This is a genomic window from Gudongella sp. DL1XJH-153, from assembly GCF_049310905.1.
Lineage (GTDB): Bacteria > Bacillota > Clostridia > Tissierellales > Tissierellaceae > Gudongella.
In genome coordinates this window covers 226,777-245,966 of sequence record NZ_JBMEMN010000001.1, presented here as the reverse complement: position 1 = coordinate 245,966, position 19,190 = coordinate 226,777, and the positions used below count along the sequence as shown (strand labels likewise).

Here is a 19,190-nt window from a genome sequence, read left to right as displayed (position 1 = left end):
TGAGATGATGAATAAAGCTAGGCTGCTTTGATAGGATTTCATCTTAGGAGGTTAATTGGAGGTTAATTTGGATAATAATTATAAGGAAACTCAAATGTTAAAACTGAATAAATATGCCAGGGAATATATTGAGAACAAGGATAAGAAGGTAGATTATCAGAAGATTTCTAGACAGATGAAGGAATTTTCAGGTGCTGAATATGTAATGTTTAATATTTTTGACGAAAATGGAAAAGACTTTACCCTTGTTGGTTTTGAAGGGAATAGAAGAAACATAGAAAAAATGATGGATGTAATTGGATACAATATAATAGGCAAGAAATTCAAGTATGAAGAAGGTAGAAATGAGAAGTTTGAAAAATCGATAGTTACCAGAGTCGAATCTCTAAAGGAGTTGGCGGGTAACGCATTACCTAGTACTGCTATGTCAATAATCGAGAAAGTATATAGAATAGATAGTATCCTTATAGTTAGAATAACTAAAGATGAGAAGACCATAGGAAACTTTACTTTGATATTTTCTGAAAATCAAAATGAAAATGATGATGAAATGCTAAAGCTTTTTGCATCCCAGGTAGGGTTGTTTATTGATAAGATCAGCTTTGAACAAAAGAGCCTGGAATCTATTGGGAGATTTCAGTCTCTGCTAAAAAACAGTGTCAGTATCATTACAATTGTGGATAATAAAGGGAATTATGTGGATGCCTCTGACTCTGCAGCAGAATTGTTAGGCATAGATAAGGAAGAACTTTTAGGTAAGAACTTCAAAGAAGTAGTGACTGATAAGAACGAAGAGTTTATGAATACGTTAGCCACTATAAGCAAAACAAAAAAACCTGTATATAAGGAAGAGAGTTATCACATTGATAATGAGGAAATAATATATGAAAGCAGGGTATTCCCCATAGAGGAAAAAGATGATGAAGTTGTGCTTTTTGGGTCCATAGCTAACGATATAACAGATAGAAAAAAAGCTGAGCAGGACTTGATTCATTTCAATAACCTTATAAAATATATTTTGGAGCATAATCCAAGTGGTGTAGCGGTACATGACAAGGACCTTAATTATATATATGTAAGCGAAAAATACCTGAAAAGTTATAACGTTAGGGAAGAAGATATTATAGGCAAGCATCATTATGAAATTTTTCCTGACTTGCCTCAAAAATGGAGAGATGTGCATAAAAGATCTTTAAAGGGCGAAGTAGTCAGAGAAGAAGAAGATCCCTACTACAGAGTAGATGGTAGTATAGATTGGACCAGATGGGAATCAAGACCCTGGTATGATAAAGATGGGGAAATAGGCGGAATTGTTATATACACAGATATAATAACTCAACAAAAAGAAATGGAAGCAGAGATATATAGGGAGAGAGAGCAATTTAAGACAACCTTGCTATCTGTAGGGGACGCAATTATTTCCACTGATAAAGATGGTAGAATTAGCTTGATGAACAATGTGGCTGAAAAACTTACCGGATGGTCTCAGGAAGAAGCTTATAATGAGCCGCTGGAAAAAGTCTTGAATATAATCAATGAAAATACAAGGGAGTATTGTGAAAATCCAGCAAAAAAGGCACTGGCACTGAGAAAAACCGTTGAGATGGAAAATCATACAATACTTATAGCAAAAGATGGCAAGGAGATTCCTATAGAAGACAGTGCAGCCCTTATCAAAGATCGGACCGGGACCATAACTGGTGTAGTTATAGTATTTAGAGATTTTACAGAGAAAAAAGAAAAACAGAAAGAAATAGAATATTTGAATCTTCATGATCATCTTACAGGAATCTATAACAGAAGGTATTTTGAAGAAGAACTAGAAAGATTGGATGTAGATAGTAACCTGCCACTTTCAGTTATAGTTATTGATGTTAACGGATTAATACTTATAAATGATGCTTTTGGTCATAACAAAGGTGATGAGATCTTAATCAAATCTGCACAGGCTATAAAGAATAGTCTCAAAGCTGATGAAATAGTGTCACGAGTGGGAGGAGATGAATTTTCGATTATCCTTCCAAAATGCGGGAAGAATAAGGTATCTAAAATTATTGAAAAGATTAAGGAGAGTATTGATAAAGAGTCAGAAGAAGGTATTCCTTTTTCTCTAGCTATAGGATTTGATACTAAGGTGGAATCAAAAGAGAGCATGTCGGAAGTATTGAAAAAAGCAGAAAGCAGAATGTATACGAATAAGATATTTTCTGAGCAGAGTAAAAGAAGAGAAGTAATACTCACAATGCTTTCTACATTACATGAAAAGCATCCAAGAGAAGAAGAACACTCAAGGAGAGTAAGTGAGCTTTCTTATGAGCTTGGCAAGGCAATTGGATTAAAGGATGATAGATTGAACTTGCTAAAGACAGCTGGACTTCTTCATGATATTGGTAAAATAGCTATTGATTATTCAATAATAGAGAAGCCAGGAGCACTTACGGAAGAGGAATATCTGGAAGTGAAAAAGCATCCTGAGATTGGCTACAGAATACTTAAATCTTCCATTGAATATGAAGATATAGCTAAGACTGTACTTTACCACCATGAAAAAATTGATGGAAGCGGGTATCCAAAAGGAATAAAAGAAAGAGAAATACCTTTGGAATCCAAAATCATAAGCATTGTAGATGCTTACGATGCCATGATATCCTCACGACCCTATAAAATAAGACAAAAGACAAAAGAAGAAGCAATAAGGGAATTGGAAAGATGTTCAAATACTCAATTCGATTTAGATCTAGTAAAAGTTTTTATTGAAAAAGTTATTAAATAGAATAATTTTATCATCCCTAGCAAGAATACTCCCTCCTCTCAGGTGGGAGATGAAATTGGAGGTTTTTATGGATTATAACAAATTATTGAATATAGGTGAAGTTTTTAAAGCCAAGTATAAGGTTGAAGTGTCTGATACTGCTGATTTTCATGGAAATACAGGGGTACGTGTATTATCTACACCTGCTTTGCTTAGATATGTGGAACAAGGGTCCTCTACTGGAGTATATGATCGTTTATCAGATGGTTATAGACCTGTAGGAACCTATGTTGAGCTTCATCATGTGAGCGCAACTCCTGTAGGTGGCATTATAGAAATCGTATCAGAAGTTAGTGAAATTGAAGGTAGAAAGTTCACCTATAATTTCAAAGCCTTTCACCAGGACAAGATAATCGCCTATGGGGTATATGGGCAGACAATTGTTCCCTTGGATGATTTCTTAAAGAAGAGTAATGTCATATAGACGGTGGCATTTATTTAATATTTTTAGTGATTCAATTACATTTTTATAATCTGTTTTATAGCGCAAGGGAATATATGAAAGAGAAATCCTCCTTGAGGCAAGCAAATACACTGATGGAATAGGAGAAAAGGCTACCAGGATTTTAATCCTGGTAGCCTTTGGTATTCTGTATAGTTTATGATGTTACATAATCTGCTGAGTGTTACTGAGAATCATTTGGCCTGGTCCATAGCAGCCATAAGCCCCTCTTCAATAGTTAATGCTATTTCTGATAGCTTGCTGTCATCAAAAACATTCATTAACTCGCTAGGCTTAATCAAACCAATAATTACCGAACCTTTGTCCTCATAAACAGCCATCTTGCAAGGTAGGAATATCCCTGATTCCATGTTTATCTCTAGGATTTCCTTAGCCTGCTTTGGATTACACACTTCAAGTATCTTCATATTTCCTTCAAAATCCAATCCCTTGCCTTTAAGCGTTTCCTCAAAATCTAACTCCCATAATACCCCGAAGCTTCTTTCCTTTAAGCTTTTCTTCAAGGCGTTCAATGCTTCTTCAAAACTTTTTTCTGTAGTAACTGTATAGTGAATGTTCATCTAAATCCTCCTTTGTAGATTTCGTGTCTATAGGTTACATACCCCAAGGAGGTATAATTATTCATGCTGATTTGAGACAGAGTTATAAATTTTTTATTATGAGTCTTAATGAACCTCAAGATCACGGTCTTGCATTATCCAACCATCGTTTTCATAGCGATAGGTGATTGTTATGGTGTAATGTCCTACCATCTCCGTCGTTGTCTCCTGGGTCATCTGGTACTCTCTTGGATGGATCATTTCCAGTTGATATTCACGATCTTCAATTATTGTAGTTATACCATCTTTTGGTGGCAGTACAAGTTCTCCGTCCATATAATCATAGTAGTTGTCTACATAGGTTGATACAAGCTCGCGGTCAGCGATTTCTGAGATATAGTCAATCAGGTCTTCCTTGTTGTCAAAGTCCCTAACTACCCAGCTATCAGCTTCTGTTTCCTGATATAGTCTGTTCTCAAACTCTGCCTCTAAAGCCAAGGCATCTTCTTCGTTGAATTCTTCCGCATGAATCATTTCCTCAACCAATATCACAAAAAGTTTGGAGGCTTCTGCCCTTGTGCTTGTTCTGTCTGCGCGGAAGGTGTTATCTGATGGATAGCCTTCGATAATACCTAATTGGACTGCCGTGTAGACATAAGGCACAAACTCGGCGTCAATTTCAGCAGCATCTGTAAAGCTTAGCTGCCCACTTTGAGGCTCTTCACCAGTTGCCATAACAATGATCTTTGTCATTTCCTCACGGGTGATTGGACGATTGTAATCTTCAAACTCATCATCTTCAATCAGTTCAAGTTCAATGGCCTTTGAAACGTACGGCTCATACCATATTCCTGACTCTGCTTCTTGGTAATAACTCATGGATTCAACGGTTATCTTGATAAATTCTGCAACAGTTATTTCACCATCAGCTCTGAAGCTTCCGTCAGGATAGCCTTCGATAAGATCCAGTGTTACCAGTTTGGATACATGGTCTATATACCATTCTTCACCACTTACATCATGGAAGTCTATCCCCAGTTCAACTCCTGAACCTTCTTCAAAAAGTGAATAGCCCATCGGGTAGGAATCATCCTCCGTGATCATAAGTTTTGTAAAGGTTATGACTCCAACACCTTCTTGAATTTCTCTTTCTTCATAATAATCACTGTTTAGGTCTTCATACCTTACAGTGAAAATCATGCCGTCATCTGTATCTTCAACTTCTGTAATTGTAGACTCGAGTGTTGTCTCTCCTTCTGAATTTTCAACTTCCTGGGTCCATGAGCTACCTTCCTCAAGAGGTGTCCTTATGAGCTCAATCTCATCATAATCTGAATCCAGCATCATCTCCTCGGTCTTGGTCTGGATGATTACATCAGAATGAACAGTGTACTCAAGACCAAGCGAATAATCCGAATCTGACTCTCCTCCGGATGCATCATGAACATTACCTTCGATAAAGTAATTAGCTGTATTCTGATCTGTGACAATACTCTCAATTTCCATATCATGTCCGTATTCTACGCTTCCATGGTATATCCATTTGAAGTTGTTATATTGAGGAAGCAAGTCTTCCAACTCTACGGATTGGGTGTGGTTCTGTGCAAAAACACTTACTGGACTTAATGCCAAGGCAAGTATCACCACAGCCAGTAGCTTTGTATTTACAAACTTTCTCCTAAAATTCAACGTTACCTCTCCTTTCATATCTCCTTAACATGCTTATTATTCATTTACCCGAGCAGGATGAAAATATTATTAAAATTCCATTACAAAGTCTAGTTTGAACTATTCACTCCATAAAATATTATTGGGTAATGGTTTTATTGTTACCAAATCATGGTATATGAATAAGGAATGACAAGTGTTCAAGAGTTACCAAAATATCGGTAGCAATATTACGGACAAAGGAGCATGGCAATGGATAATAAAGGTCAGAAGTTTACCATAGGAGAAACTATATATATGCTCCCATATATTTTGGTAGCCCTGTCCCCAATTCTCGTATCTAAGAGGCTATTGTATGTGGGACCTGAAGCAAGAATTGTATGGAACTCTGATCTAGTAGTAGACTATTTTTCCTATGCTAAAGGTCAGATGATAATTATTGCTGCACTTTTATCGATTCTTATTGCTTTTTACAGAATTTTAAAAAAGGAAGTAAAACCAAGGTTTGAAACAATACACATATTCTTGGGGATATATACTCTCGTGATTGTCTTATCACATATGCTTTCCAATTATCCATTTACATCTCTTTATGGGTTTCCAGAAAGATATGAGGGACTTCTGGTACATCTATCATACCTTGCCATCTTTATTTCATTTCCATTAGTCATATCTAAAACCAGACAAGTAAAGACAATAGTATATGCTATTTTGTTTTCGGCCTTGATAATTGGTGTGATCGGTTTTAGTCAATTCATTGGGGATGACATCCTGAAATCAGAATTCCTACTAGAAGTAATTGGCAGTGATATATCAATGATTGAGGAAAAATCACAAAACCAAATATATTCGACATTTTACAATTCAAATGCTTTAGGTCACTATATGGCAATGCTAGTGCCCTTTGCATTGTTTTCGACCTACTTGGCTGATAATAGGATAAAGAGGTCTTTATTAGCAGTTCTAACAGTATTGTTGTTTCTAAACCTTCTGGGATCATACTCAAGAGGCAGCCTGTTAGGTTTTTTGGTTTCAATAATCATTTATGGATGTTTGGGAAAGAGATTCCTTAAGTTGAACTATATGAATTATATTCTTGCTTTTGGAGTGGCAACAGTTGTATTCTTATCTGCAAACGCATTTGTTGGGGGAAGTATGATAGATAGGTATGTATCTATTGTAGAGCTTGGGACCAATCATAAAGAAGATGAAGAAATCGACAAAATAAAGAGTTTTTCAATAAGAGATGACTACATAACCATAAGAACTACTAATCAAATCCTACATTCTGAGCTTACCAACTATCCAAAATTCTATGATGAGTTTGGGAAGTCCTTGAAATATAAAATAAATAAACCAACAGGCATTATAAAAATTGATTATGAGGGCTATGTTGATTTCGATATTCAGCAAATCGATAGCTTCTTGAAAATTGGGAAGGGCAAATCTTTTTTGTTGTTTGGCAGAGCTGAAGGTGAAATTCTATTTTTAAATCCCAAAGGAGAGGTATTGCTAGATTACAATACAAGACATGATGATTATGGTATTGAGAGAATTGGATCAGGAAGAGGATATATTTGGTCAAGAAGTCTTTCTCTTCTTAAGGATAAGCTGTTTCTAGGGTCGGGGCTTGACAGTTTTGCATATGAGTTTCCTCAGAATGACTATAAAGGGAAACTAAATTATATGTATGATGCGTATTTTGTAGTTGATAAAACTTATAATATGTACATGCAAACAGCTATTAACTCTGGAATTATAAGTTTAAGTGCATTTATTTCCATAATTGCTATATGGCTGAAGAAATCAAAAAATATAATTGATAAAAATAGCAAAAGCATTTTTATTCCGATTGTTCCGGCAATCATTGCATTCTTGATTACAGGAATGTTTACAGATAGTTCAGTATCTGTTACACCTACATTTTGGCTCTTGATGGCAATAGGACTCTTCTATCACCAAAATAATTCCAAAAGTAAGACCCACTTTTGATGAATGAATAAAAATTGCATAAATTTTATTTATACCAAGAAAATCAAACTGTCAGCAAAAAAATTGTGTTGATGGTTTGATTTTAGTCATTTATTGGTATATGAATAATGATGAGAAGTTTTGTTTGTTAATGTGATGATGTAGAGGAGATGATGCTGTTGAAAACCATAGCTGTAGCAGGTACTTATGATAGCAAAAAGGTAGAGCTCATGTTTGTGAAGGATGTCCTGGAAAGTCTTGGGATCAATACCATAACCATTAACTGTGGTGTATTTCAACCAATGGTGAGTACTGACATAAAAAGCATTGATATTGCTGCTGAAATCGGTGAAGATTTAAGGGAGATTGCAGCCAAGAAAGACAGGGCTCTTGGGACAGAAGTGATGGCAAAGGCAATGGAGAGGGCTATCCCAAGGCTCTATGCTGAAGGTAGGTTTGACGGGATTATTTCTCTTGGTGGAACTGGAGGAACTTCTCTTGTTACTCCTGGAATGAGGGCGTTGCCCATCGGTGTTCCCAAGGTTATGGTCTCAACTGTTGCTTCGGGGAATGTATCTCAATATGTTGGTACCAGTGATATCATTATGGTCCCTTCAATTGTTGATGTATCTGGACTTAACTCAATATCAACCAGGATATTTAAAAATGCCGCACTTGCCATTGCAGGTATGGTAAGTCTTGAGAATGAGGAGAAAGTGCTGGATAAGAAACCTCTAATTGCTGCGACGATGTTTGGAGTAACTACTCCTGGTGTCAACAAGGCAAGGGAGTATCTGGAGGAGCATGGCTACGAGGTTCTTGTATTCCATGCAACTGGAACAGGTGGGAAAACCATGGAAAGATTGATAGAAGAAGGATATTTTGTCGGAGTTTTGGACCTGACAACCACAGAATGGTGTGACGAGCTTGTTGGTGGGGTTCTGGCCGCGGGACCAACTAGACTTGAAGCAGCTGGAAAGGCCAAGACCCCACAGGTGGTTTCTGTTGGGGCACTTGACATGGTTAACTTTGGACCGATTGATACGGTTCCAGAGGAGTTTAAGGGTAGGAATCTTTACAAGCACAACCCTACTGTTACCTTGATGAGAACTACAGTTGAGGAAAACATGCAGTTGGGTGAGATCATTGCTGAAAAGCTCAATATGTCCCAGGGGCCAACTGCCTTGATGCTTCCTCTTAAAGGAGTTTCAATGATAGATGCTGAAGGCCAGCCATTCTTTGGACCAGTTGAGGATCAGGTGCTGTTCGATGCACTAAAAAAGAATATTGACAGAATCAAGGTTGAGCTGATTGAAATGGACAATAATATAAACGATGAAGAATTTGCTTTGGCAGCTGCAATGAAATTGATAGATTTAATTGAGGGGCGATAATTGATATGGATAGACAAATGGTACTTGAAAGACTTAGGGAGCAGGTTGAAAAAGGCAAGGCAATAATTGGGGCCGGAGCTGGAACTGGAATCTCTGCTAAAAGTGCTGAAAAAGGCGGAGTTGACCTGATCATTATATACAATTCAGGAAGATACAGGATGGCTGGTCGTGGATCTCTGGCAGGCTTGATGCCGTATGGAGATGCAAATCAGATTGTTGTTGAGATGGGTAGTGAAGTTCTGCCGATTGTAAGTGACACCCCTGTTCTTGCAGGAGTTTGTGGAACAGATCCTTTCAGGATCATGGAGAAATTTCTTGAGCAGTTAAAGGCTCAGGGTTTTGCAGGAGTTCAGAACTTTCCTACTGTGGGATTGATTGACGGGGTATTCAGACAAAACCTTGAAGAAACCGGAATGGGTTATGACCTTGAGGTTGAGATGATCAGGAAGGCTCATGAACTCGGTCTTGTTACCACTCCTTACGTATTTGATACTGGGCAGGCCAGAAAGATGGCAAAAGCCGGCGCTGATGTAATTGTTGCACATATGGGTCTTACCACCAAGGGATCAATTGGTGCCCAGACTGCCTTGACTCTTGACGAATCTGTCGTCAGGGTACAGGAAATCTGCGATGCAGGAAAGGAAGTTAATCCTGATGTTATTGTTCTTTGTCATGGTGGACCGATTGCCATGCCTGAGGATGCAAAGTATATCCTTGAAAGAACTGAGGGGGTATCCGGATTCTTTGGGGCCTCAAGCATTGAAAGGCTTCCAACTGAGGTTGCAATCAAGCAGCAGGTTGAGGATTTCAAGAAGATTAATTTAAGAAAACTTTTATAAGCGATTTTGTGGATTTGACAGGCGGACCGCTGTTTGGGTTTGCCTGTTTTTTAGTTGTGAACAATTTGGCATAAATTTTGTTTAATAATTTTAACTCTTACTTATAGAAGTATATAATCTGAAAAGCCTATCTATTTCAAATACTAAATAATATCATTACACTTGGAAATAGTGATTAAATATTTGCATGCGACGATATCACTGAATAAAGTAGTTACAATTCATGATTTAAGATATAATATTAACGGTAAGACTATTTATTAGCTACACATTAACGAAATTAACGAAAGATTAACGATTTTTAGATAGAATATATTTGAATTATTATATTTTTATGAAGAGGTGGTATTTTGAAGAAATTGTTTGTTTTTCAAAGGAATAAGAGAATTATGTTATACGATGGTGTAAAAGCAGAAACAATATTCAATCAAAAAGAATATACAGATGTATTCTCATCCTTAGAAACTGATAAATATGGTTTTTTTAAAAACATTATAGATCATTACGGTATTGAAGACCCTAGACAAATTGAGGAGAGATTTTCCTACTTATTCAACTTCATATTGGTAAACAATATAGTAAATTATATAATTGACTGTTATAAGGATGGGGATTATCAAGAAATAATTTTTGATGAAACCATAAGAAATAATTCGAAACAAATAATTAAATTAAAAGGTAGACTTGATACAGAAGATGCCTTAGGAGACATAATAATTAGTTTAATTAATTCAGAGTCATACTTATTGGATCAAGTAAAAATTGATTATGGGAAAATCAATAAGAAAGAAATCGATATTAATTTTGATTCAAAGAAATTGGAATTCTTTTTTAGGTATGCAACTAACGATGTAAAAAACTTGATAGATACTCTAAATAGTGATTTAGTAGCTTTTAAGTTTGTTAGGAAAAGCAGAAAAAACGAAGAAGGTCGCTACATTCTACCAGTATATGTGGATAATAAGTCTTTGCAATTGAAGGGCATAGATAATTATGAAGACTTTTTAGTTAATTGGAAATCTTTAGCTTATTTACATATGCTCTCAAAAATTCATGATTATTTTATTGATTATTACAATATTGACTCAGAGAAAGGGTTAGTTAGTGATGACCTTATGTTGGGTCTGGTATCATTACTTGATTGTGCAATCCAAGATTATCCTACAGGTTTGGATAAATCAATCGAAGTAGGGAGAGAAACAAGTGGAAAATGTTACTTTATTGATGGAGTAGTGCCTCCTATTTCAATCACACAGGAGTTAGCTCTGATACTACAGTCTAGAGATGCGTTTTCAGTGGTTCCAAAAGTCTTTAAGAATAAAGTTAGGTAAAGAATAGGTGGTTTTGATGAGCAAAATAGAATTCTATTTATTGGGATCTCCAAGAATACAAGAGAATGGACAAGACATATACATTCCAATGGGAAAAGTAAGCGGTATACTCTTTTATTTGTTGATAAGACAACATTCTAATAGAGATGAATTAGTGAGCATGTTTTGGCCATCATCAAATGAAGACAAGGCAAAAACAAGCTTAAGAAATGCATTGCATAAGATAAGAAAGGCCTTTTCGCAAGATTTATTATTGACTCCCAACAAGTCGAGCATAATAATAAATCAAAGTTTAGATGTATTTGTTGATGCTCTTGAATTTGAAAGCAAAACAAAGGAGAACAACCACTTATATGCAGATGATTTTCTTAAGGGATTCAACATAAAAGACTCAATAGATTTTGAAGATTGGTTACTTGAGACAAGGAATTATTACAAGAATAAATTTGTAGTTAGTACTGAAAAAACAATCATGGATAAGTATGATAACAATGAGTTAAAGGACTTGGAGAATGATATATATAGACTTTTGAGTGCCGATAGTTACAATGAAGTTGGATATTTATACCTATTAAGAAAATATGAAGCTTATGGGAGATACGATAAGGTAATAAATGAATACCACAAGTACAAGAACTTATTACGAGATGAATTGGGAGTGGTTCCCTCTGAGAAAATAGAAACTATTTATAAAAAGTCTACAAAAAAATTGAAGGATAGTTCTCCAGGGAGAAAGCAATCGCAAGCTGATTTTTTATACTATAGAGAGTTTGAATTAAGCACCATTCAAGAAAACTTAAACTCATTTAAGAACAGTCAAGCATATAAATCGATTTTAGTAACTGGTGAATATGGAATTGGTAAAACAGTATTGATTAACAAGTTATTAAAGAACAATGAGCAAGATTTCAATGTTTTTAAAATCCAATGCAGTAGTGTTGAGAGGAATTTTACATATGCGCCATGGATAGAATTAATGAAAGAAGTCGATGAAGTAATTAGTGGTAACAATAATTCCAAACCAAAATTTTGGAGTGATGTGACAAATTATTTTTTCTATGATGGGAATAAAAATTTCCACCCTTCAGTACAAATTTTCGAGCTACAGGAAAAAGCAAATAGAAATGTATTGCATAATGCCTTCTTAAAAGCGTTTGAAATGTTGAATAACAATAAAAAGACAATAATTGTTATTGAGGATATTCAGTGGTTTGATAGACTTAGTCTTGAGTTGTTAAACAATCTTATTATGCATATTAATAAAAATACTCTGTTTATACTTTCCATGACTCAAGAAACAAAAAATATTGGAAGTTTATTTACACCATTGATAGATTTGAATAAACTTATGCATGTAATGCTTAGGCTGTTTGATAAGAAAGAAGCAGAAACAATAATCAAAAGATCAATTGATAGAGCAGTGCCTGAGAAAGATATAGATTATATTTACCAAATATCAAAAGGGAATGCTTTTTTTCTAAAGGAATACATTGATTTGTATAAAAATAATAAAGATGAGAATTTTTTAGTTCAGAAGATAAATAATGTACTCTATGAGAAATTTCAAAGTTTATCTAGCTTAGAGGATAATATTTTAAGCATACTTTCTGTATATAGAGATCAGATGTCAATTGATTTTTTGACAGCGGCTTTAAATGAAAAAGCTTTTGAAGTTTTGAAATCCATAAATAATCTAGTTCAAGGGAAAATTATTGATGAAATAAAATCAGATGACCAGATATATATTAAATTCTCGTATGTAGCATATCAAGAGTATATTTATGATAGTCTAAATGACAGCTCAAAACAAATACTCCATAGAGAGATTGCAGAAGCTCTGGAAAGTGACTTGTTGCATACTAGCGTTAATATAAATTCATATATAAAATTGAGAGATCATTTTTCTAAATCTAATGCAGTAGTAAAAACTCTAAAGTATGAGGTCTATATCTTAAACTATTACTTGAATTTCAATCATGAATTATTCCCAAATATCATCAATATTGAAAGCAAAAATAGTTATCATTTGAATAACGAAAAAGCATTAAAATGGATAAATGATATTGAAACAGAAATATTGAAAGTAAAGAATACGTGCAATACCAAGAAAAATGAAAAAGAAGTACAAGAAATTGAGTTGATGTTTCTATATTGTAAAGGAAGATACCTTATAAGATACGGTAACTATGCTGAAGGAACTAAAGTCATTAGAAGGGTGATTAATTATGCAAATGAAATAGACGAGGAGTATGTTGAATTATTAGGACACAAACAGATGGTAATCTATGGGATACAAATAAATGACACAAATGTGATGTTGAATCATATTGTACCAGGAATTAAGGTTGCAAAAAAACTGAAAAACAATGAAGAGCAAGGGATTCTTTTTAGATTATACGGGCTATATTATATTATAAAAGGAGACTTTGAATCCGCAGAAAAATTGCTTAGAATTTCACTTGATACATTTAACAATAGTGCATTCCTAGAATCCAAAAATCCTATAAGCATAGCAGCTATCTACAACTACTTAGGTGAAATCAGAAATGCAGAATTAAGGTTCGATGAAGCCATGGAATTTTATGATTTAGCAATTAATCTCTGTGAGGGAATTGAGGCAACCTGTGTTGCTGTTTTTTATATAAATGCAGCCAGGACATGTTTTTTGATCGGTGATTACGATTCTATGGATGAATATTTGAGATTAGCTGATAGGATAATTAAACAGTTTGATTCTTATTGGCAAACACCGGTTTTAGATGCACTAATTAGTCTCAAGCTATATTTCGAAGGGAATTATTACAAGTCTATTGAATATCTAAAGATGGCGAAAACTGAGTCCAAGATTATTAACAATCCCAATGATGAAGGCATGATTAGTTTTGTTGAGACTGTATTGGCTTATGAAATAAGTGTTAATTCTAACCCAGAACATGAAAGATTGGGTGAGTATATAAAAGAAAGCCCAGAAATCTATTACTATAATGCTATCAGATACCTTGATCATTTTAGGTATAAGGCCGAAATTGAATATTTGAAAAAAAAGATTTTGGAGGATAAAGAATGATAGATTGCTATTTGATAATAGATTTTGGTAGTACATACACAAAACTAAATTTAATTGATAAGAATAATGGGGAGATTATTTTAAGTTCATGCGCGCATACTACAATAGATACTAATATAAAAAATGGATTTGATGAAGCCTTGAATAAAATGAAGTCAAATAAGGCTTTTAGTGTAGTAAATATTCTGGATGTTTTTGGGTGTTCTTCTGCAGGAGGAGGACTTAAGATGGTAGCTATTGGAGTAACACCCAATTTTACAGTAGAGGCTGCAGTTTCTTCTGCGCTTGGGGCAGGAGCAAGGCTACTAAATACATACTCATATTTCTTGAGAGATGAAGATGTCATAGAAATAAACAATTTAGAACCAGATATTGTTCTTTTATCTGGAGGAGCTGAAAATGGGAATAAGAAATATATAATCCATAATGCTAAAAAATTATTGAAGCTAAACCCTAATATACCAATAGTTGTAGCGGGAAATAGTTCTTCTAATTCAGAGATAAGAGAGATATTTCAGATTAATAAAATTAATTTTGTGATTACGGATAATGTAATGCCTGATGTAAATAGAATATATCCTGATGGCGCAAGAGAAGAGATTAGAAAAATATTTATGAATCAAATTGTTTATGCTAAGGGTATTGAAGATATTGAGAGGATGACGAGCCGTATATTGATGCCAACTCCTACAGCTGCCATGAAAGCAGCAGAGCTCTTATCTAGTGGTACAAGTAAGCATAAGGGAATAGGAGATGTTCTGGTTGTTGACATTGGAGGAGCTACAACTGATGTGCACAGTGTTTCAAACCCAGCAAAGGCAAATAGTTTTTTAGTTGAAGGTCTGATTCCTCCGAACAATAAGCGGACAGTAGAAGGCGATTTGGGAATGCGTTATTCAGCACTTAGTCTATATGAGAATCTTGGAGAAGAAAGCTTCCTTAAATATTATAAGGATGTAGATGATATTAGAACAAGATGTGAGTATAGAAAAGAGAATCCTGACTATATCCCAGAAGATGAAAATCAATATGAGTTTGATATGATGATGGCAAAAAGTTGTGCTTTTGCTTCCATAAGGAGGCATTGTGGTAAAATCAGAAGTACATATGCTAATGGCAAGAATGTGATTGTTCAAAGTGGTAAAGATTTAAGGGATATAAAATATGTTATCGGAACTGGTGGTGTAATTGTCAACAGTAAGGATCCCATAGAAATCCTTAAGGAATGCATTGGATATGAACCAAATTTACTACTGCCAAAGTCTCCAAGATTCCTAGTGGACAATAAGTATATTCTTTCTGCTGTGGGTGTGTTAAGTATGATAGATAGCGACTTGGCGTTCGAAATATTATTAAATAATTTAACAGAAACTTCCTGACATTATCAACTTAAAGCTACCTATGGTTAGAGATTCCATAATCTATACAGGTAGAAGCGAAATCATTTCGTATATAGGCTCATACCATGCCTCAACTTTTGGAGCATTGTCTATAAGCGGAATAAGCCTCAATATGAAAAGGAGGCTTGGACCATTACTACCAGAAACATACCACATTCCCTATCCGGACTGTGGTCATTGTTATTTCGGGAAAAGGAAGGAAACTTGTTCAATGGAATGTTTTCAATTTATTGAAAGGTCCATGGATTCACATATACCTCCTGAAGAAGTTGCTGCAATTATTATTGAACCAATCGCAGGAGATTTTGGTTTTATTGAACCTTCCGAAGAATACTTTAGGAAAACTTGAATGAGTTTACTTGCAATTTTAGGATATTCTAAAAAATATTTTTAAAATATCAAATCAATAGAATAAATAAACGCAATATTAACGGTAACAGTATATAATTTAACTTAACAAACAATAAGTAACAAAATAACTTATTAAGATTAATAAATGAAATTTTGAAAGGAGCGATGTTACAATGAATGGAGAAAAAGGCTTGTACTACAGGGAGAATCCTGAAATCTTGTATGAAGTAAAGGCTCAAGGGGGAGGACTAAAAGACAGTGATACTTTAAGATGTAAAGGCTGGCGTCAAGAAACCATCCTTAGGATGTTGGAATTCAATATGGAAAATGCAGAGATTCCTGAACTGCTTGTAATTTATGGAGGAAATGGAAAATGCGCCAGGAATTGGGAGTCTTACTGGGCAATAGTTGACTCATTGAAGAACCTGGAGGATGATGAGACACTGGTTGTTCAATCAGGTATGCCAGTTGCGATATTCAAGACTCACAAAGAAGCGCCAGTTGTAGTGATGGCAACCACAAATATCATGCAGGCAACATGGGAGAGATTCTACGATCTACAAGATAAGAACCTAACAATATTTGCACAATATACTGCAGCCCCATGGGAGTACATAGGCACACAAGGGGTTATCGAAGGAACATTTGAAACGCTTTCGGCAATTGCCATGAAAAGATTCAATGATGATCTAGCAGGGAGAATATATCTGACAGCAGGTGCCGGAGGTATGGGTTCGAATCAAACCTGGGCAATGAAAATGCATGGCGGAGTTTGCTTGGTAATCGATACCAATGAAAAGATATTGCAGAAGAGAATTGAAAAGGACTATCTTGATCTGATTGCAGACTCTTTGGAAGAGGCTATAGAAATTGTCAAGGATCATGCAGCAAGAAAAGTTCCGGTTTCAGTAGGAATAGTTGGAAATGCTGCTGACATGTATGAGAAAATACTTGAAACTGATTTCAGGCCTGACATATGCTCAGAGATGTGTCCTTGTCATGATCCAATTTCATATATACCTTCAGGTTACACACCAGAAGAAGCTGATAAGCTAAGGATAGAGGATAGGAACAAATACTTGGAACTTGCTAGAGACACTATGAAAAGACAATTGGCAGCGATGATAAAGCTAAAGGAAGATGGTGTTGAAGTATTTGAGTATGGAACATCTATCAGAAAAGAATGTATGGATGCGGGATTCCCAAGAGAAGAAGCAATGAAAATCAGAGGTTTTGTTGCAGAATATATAAGACCACTCTTCTGTGAAGGTAGAGGACCATTTAGATGGACATGCCTATCAAGGGATCCGGAAGACCTTAAAGTCACAGATGACATAGCTCTGGAAATCTGCAAGGGCGACAATTTAGTTGAAAGATGGATAAGACTTGCCAGAAAGAATTTACCAATAGAAGGCATGCCAGCCAGAATATGTTACATGGGATTCGGAGAGAGAAAGAGATTTGGACTAGCAATAAATCAAGCAATTAGAGAGGGCAGAATCAAGGGAACAGTAGCCTTCTCAAGAGACAATCTAGACTCAGGTTCAATAGTGAACCCAACATTTGAGTCTGAAGACATGCCAGATGGTGGAGATTACATCTCAGATTGGCCTTATCTGAATGCATTGTTGAATGCAGCTGCCGGTTGTGATTTAATAGCAATCCAAGCAAACTATTCAATGGGTGAAGCAGTCCATACAGGTGTAACAATGATTGCCGATGGTACAGAGGAAGCAGATAGAAGGCTTTCAGTATGCCTAACTACCGATTCAGGGATAGGAGTGGTTAGACATGCACAAGCTGGATATCAAACTGCAAAAGATGTAGCTAATGGTAAGGGAAAATATACGGATGATTCCATTAAGGTACCTCTATGGTGGCAACCAGCTGATAAGGTTACTTTTGGTCCTGAAGGAATGTACAGGTAATTGAATCTTTACAATCTGCTATATCCCTAGACGTTTTGTCTAGGGATATAGCCATATATTCAAGGAAGCATTGATTGTAAGTACTTAGAATTAATTTTGTATGAATACTATTATATCCTTTTGATAAACTCAGAATAATGGCAGGGTATGGACTTAGATGAATTTATATGGTGAGGAGGTTTTCATGGCTTATTTATTATTAAAAGATTGCATGGAATTGCTGACAATGGCAGATGATTCAACGGATTTAGTTGGAATTCGTTATGGTGAATCTATACTGATTGAGGATGAAAGAGTTAAAAAAATCGGGAAATACAACAAAATCATTAAAGGATTGCATGAAGATGATCTTGATATAATTGATTGTAGTGATTACGTGGTGATGCCGGGATATGTTGACTCTCATACTCACCTAATCTTTGGCGGAAGCAGAGTTGATGAATATGTTGAGTTGTTGACAAATACACCAGATGAAGTCAAGAAGAGAGTTGGAAGGGTGGGTCTGGATTCTTCAATGCATGCAACAAAGAATGCAGAAGATGATGAACTCCACAAATCTTCTGCATTGAAATTGGAAAGAATGCTTAAGTCAGGTACAACCACTGTTGAGATTAAGTCAGGCTATGGTATAGATAAGGATACCGAGCTAAGGATGTTAAGAATAGTGGATGGAATTAGGAAGACAGTTCCTTCAACCATATTTTCAACTTATTTAGGTGCACATTACTATGATGTTGAAATGGGAAAAGAAAAATATATAGATTACATGATTAAAGAAGTCATGCCAACTATCAAGGAAGAAAAGCTTGCACAATTTTCTGATGTCTGGTGTGATCACGGATATTATACAGCTGAAGAGAGTTATAGGGTTCTTAGTGCTGGAAGAGATTATGGTATGGTTCCCAGCATCCATACAGAATGTTATTCTTCTATAGGTGGTGCAAAGGTGGCAGCAGAATTAAGAGCAGCTAATGCTGGGCATTTGAATTATTTGTCAGAGAAGGACACAAATCTTCTAAGGGATGCAGGGGTTGTTGGTGTATTACTACCAGGTACAGATTTCTCTGTCAAACATAGCAGACCCTTTAACCCAAGGCCTATGATTGATGCTGGTTTGGAAATTGCCATAGCAACCAACTTAAACCCAGGTAATTGGATAGAAAACATGGATATTGCATTAACACTAGCTTGTAGAAATCATGGCATGTCAGAAAAGGAAGCGCTAAGGGCAGCTACTTTGGGAGGGGCAAAGGCCCTTAGGGTTTCAAATGACTATGGATCACTTGAAGAGGGTAAGTTTGCTGATATTCAAATTAGGAAATCAGATTCTTATAAAAATGTGGTATATAAGTTCGGTGTTGACGAGATGGCATATGTAATTAAGCATGGGAGTATTGTTTATGATAATAAATAACTTACTTGTGATT

General features: G+C 35.5%; 13 protein-coding genes. 11 read left to right on the top strand and 2 right to left on the bottom strand.

Going from position 1 to position 19,190, the window contains the following annotated elements; genetic code table 11:
• Nucleotides 1–67 precede the first annotated feature (67 nt).
• Together ACOEN1_RS01255 and ACOEN1_RS01250 are read left to right on the top strand one after the other, a co-directional pair.
• Nucleotides 68–2,773: a PAS domain S-box protein gene (locus ACOEN1_RS01255; protein ID WP_422484594.1), complete on the top strand. Its 2,706-nt coding sequence runs from the start codon at nucleotides 68–70 to the stop codon at nucleotides 2,771–2,773.
• 67 nt (nucleotides 2,774–2,840) lie between these two features.
• Nucleotides 2,841–3,236: a thioesterase family protein gene (locus ACOEN1_RS01250; RefSeq protein ID WP_422484593.1), complete on the top strand. Its 396-nt coding sequence runs from the start codon at nucleotides 2,841–2,843 to the stop codon at nucleotides 3,234–3,236.
• 212 nt (nucleotides 3,237–3,448) lie between these two features.
• Here the strand turns inward: ACOEN1_RS01250 and ACOEN1_RS01245 are convergent, their stop codons facing one another.
• Nucleotides 3,449–3,835 (bottom strand): DUF302 domain-containing protein, encoded by a 387-nt coding sequence (locus ACOEN1_RS01245; protein ID WP_422484592.1) that lies wholly within the window; start codon nucleotides 3,833–3,835, stop codon nucleotides 3,449–3,451.
• Between the two features lie 105 nt (nucleotides 3,836–3,940).
• Nucleotides 3,941–5,503: an S-layer homology domain-containing protein gene (locus ACOEN1_RS01240; RefSeq protein WP_422484591.1), complete on the bottom strand. Its 1,563-nt coding sequence runs from the start codon at nucleotides 5,501–5,503 to the stop codon at nucleotides 3,941–3,943.
• 231 nt (nucleotides 5,504–5,734) lie between these two features.
• Here ACOEN1_RS01240 and ACOEN1_RS01235 point away from each other — a divergent pair, with 231 nt between their 5' ends.
• From ACOEN1_RS01235 to hutI, 9 genes are all read left to right on the top strand, one after another.
• Complete coding sequence (locus ACOEN1_RS01235; RefSeq protein WP_422484590.1) at nucleotides 5,735–7,474, top strand: O-antigen ligase family protein; 1,740 nt, start codon at nucleotides 5,735–5,737, stop codon at nucleotides 7,472–7,474.
• 158 nt (nucleotides 7,475–7,632) lie between these two features.
• Complete coding sequence (locus tag ACOEN1_RS01230; RefSeq protein WP_422484589.1) at nucleotides 7,633–8,847, top strand: Tm-1-like ATP-binding domain-containing protein; 1,215 nt, start codon at nucleotides 7,633–7,635, stop codon at nucleotides 8,845–8,847.
• Between the two features lie 5 nt (nucleotides 8,848–8,852).
• Nucleotides 8,853–9,686: a phosphoenolpyruvate hydrolase family protein gene (locus tag ACOEN1_RS01225; protein WP_422484588.1), complete on the top strand. Its 834-nt coding sequence runs from the start codon at nucleotides 8,853–8,855 to the stop codon at nucleotides 9,684–9,686.
• Nucleotides 9,687–10,036: 350 nt separating this feature from the next.
• Complete coding sequence (locus ACOEN1_RS01220) at nucleotides 10,037–11,017, top strand: hypothetical protein (RefSeq protein WP_422484587.1); 981 nt, start codon at nucleotides 10,037–10,039, stop codon at nucleotides 11,015–11,017.
• A gap of 16 nt (nucleotides 11,018–11,033) precedes the next feature.
• Nucleotides 11,034–14,084: an AAA family ATPase gene (locus ACOEN1_RS01215; protein ID WP_422484586.1), complete on the top strand. Its 3,051-nt coding sequence runs from the start codon at nucleotides 11,034–11,036 to the stop codon at nucleotides 14,082–14,084.
• Nucleotides 14,081–15,463 carry a methylaspartate mutase accessory protein GlmL gene (glmL, locus tag ACOEN1_RS01210; protein ID WP_422484585.1) on the top strand — a complete coding sequence of 461 codons (1,383 nt, stop codon included), beginning with the start codon at nucleotides 14,081–14,083 and terminating at the stop codon, nucleotides 15,461–15,463. Before ACOEN1_RS01215 ends, glmL begins: the two co-directional genes overlap by 4 nt.
• A 22-nt stretch (nucleotides 15,464–15,485) precedes the next feature.
• Nucleotides 15,486–15,833 carry an aminotransferase class III-fold pyridoxal phosphate-dependent enzyme gene (locus ACOEN1_RS01205; RefSeq protein WP_422484584.1) on the top strand — a complete coding sequence of 116 codons (348 nt, stop codon included), beginning with the start codon at nucleotides 15,486–15,488 and terminating at the stop codon, nucleotides 15,831–15,833.
• A gap of 175 nt (nucleotides 15,834–16,008) precedes the next feature.
• Nucleotides 16,009–17,763 carry a urocanate hydratase gene (locus ACOEN1_RS01200; protein WP_422484583.1) on the top strand — a complete coding sequence of 585 codons (1,755 nt, stop codon included), beginning with the start codon at nucleotides 16,009–16,011 and terminating at the stop codon, nucleotides 17,761–17,763.
• A gap of 184 nt (nucleotides 17,764–17,947) precedes the next feature.
• A complete protein-coding gene (gene hutI / locus ACOEN1_RS01195; RefSeq protein WP_422484582.1) occupies nucleotides 17,948–19,177 on the top strand; it encodes an imidazolonepropionase in 1,230 nt (409 codons plus the stop codon).
• Nucleotides 19,178–19,190 lie beyond the last annotated feature (13 nt).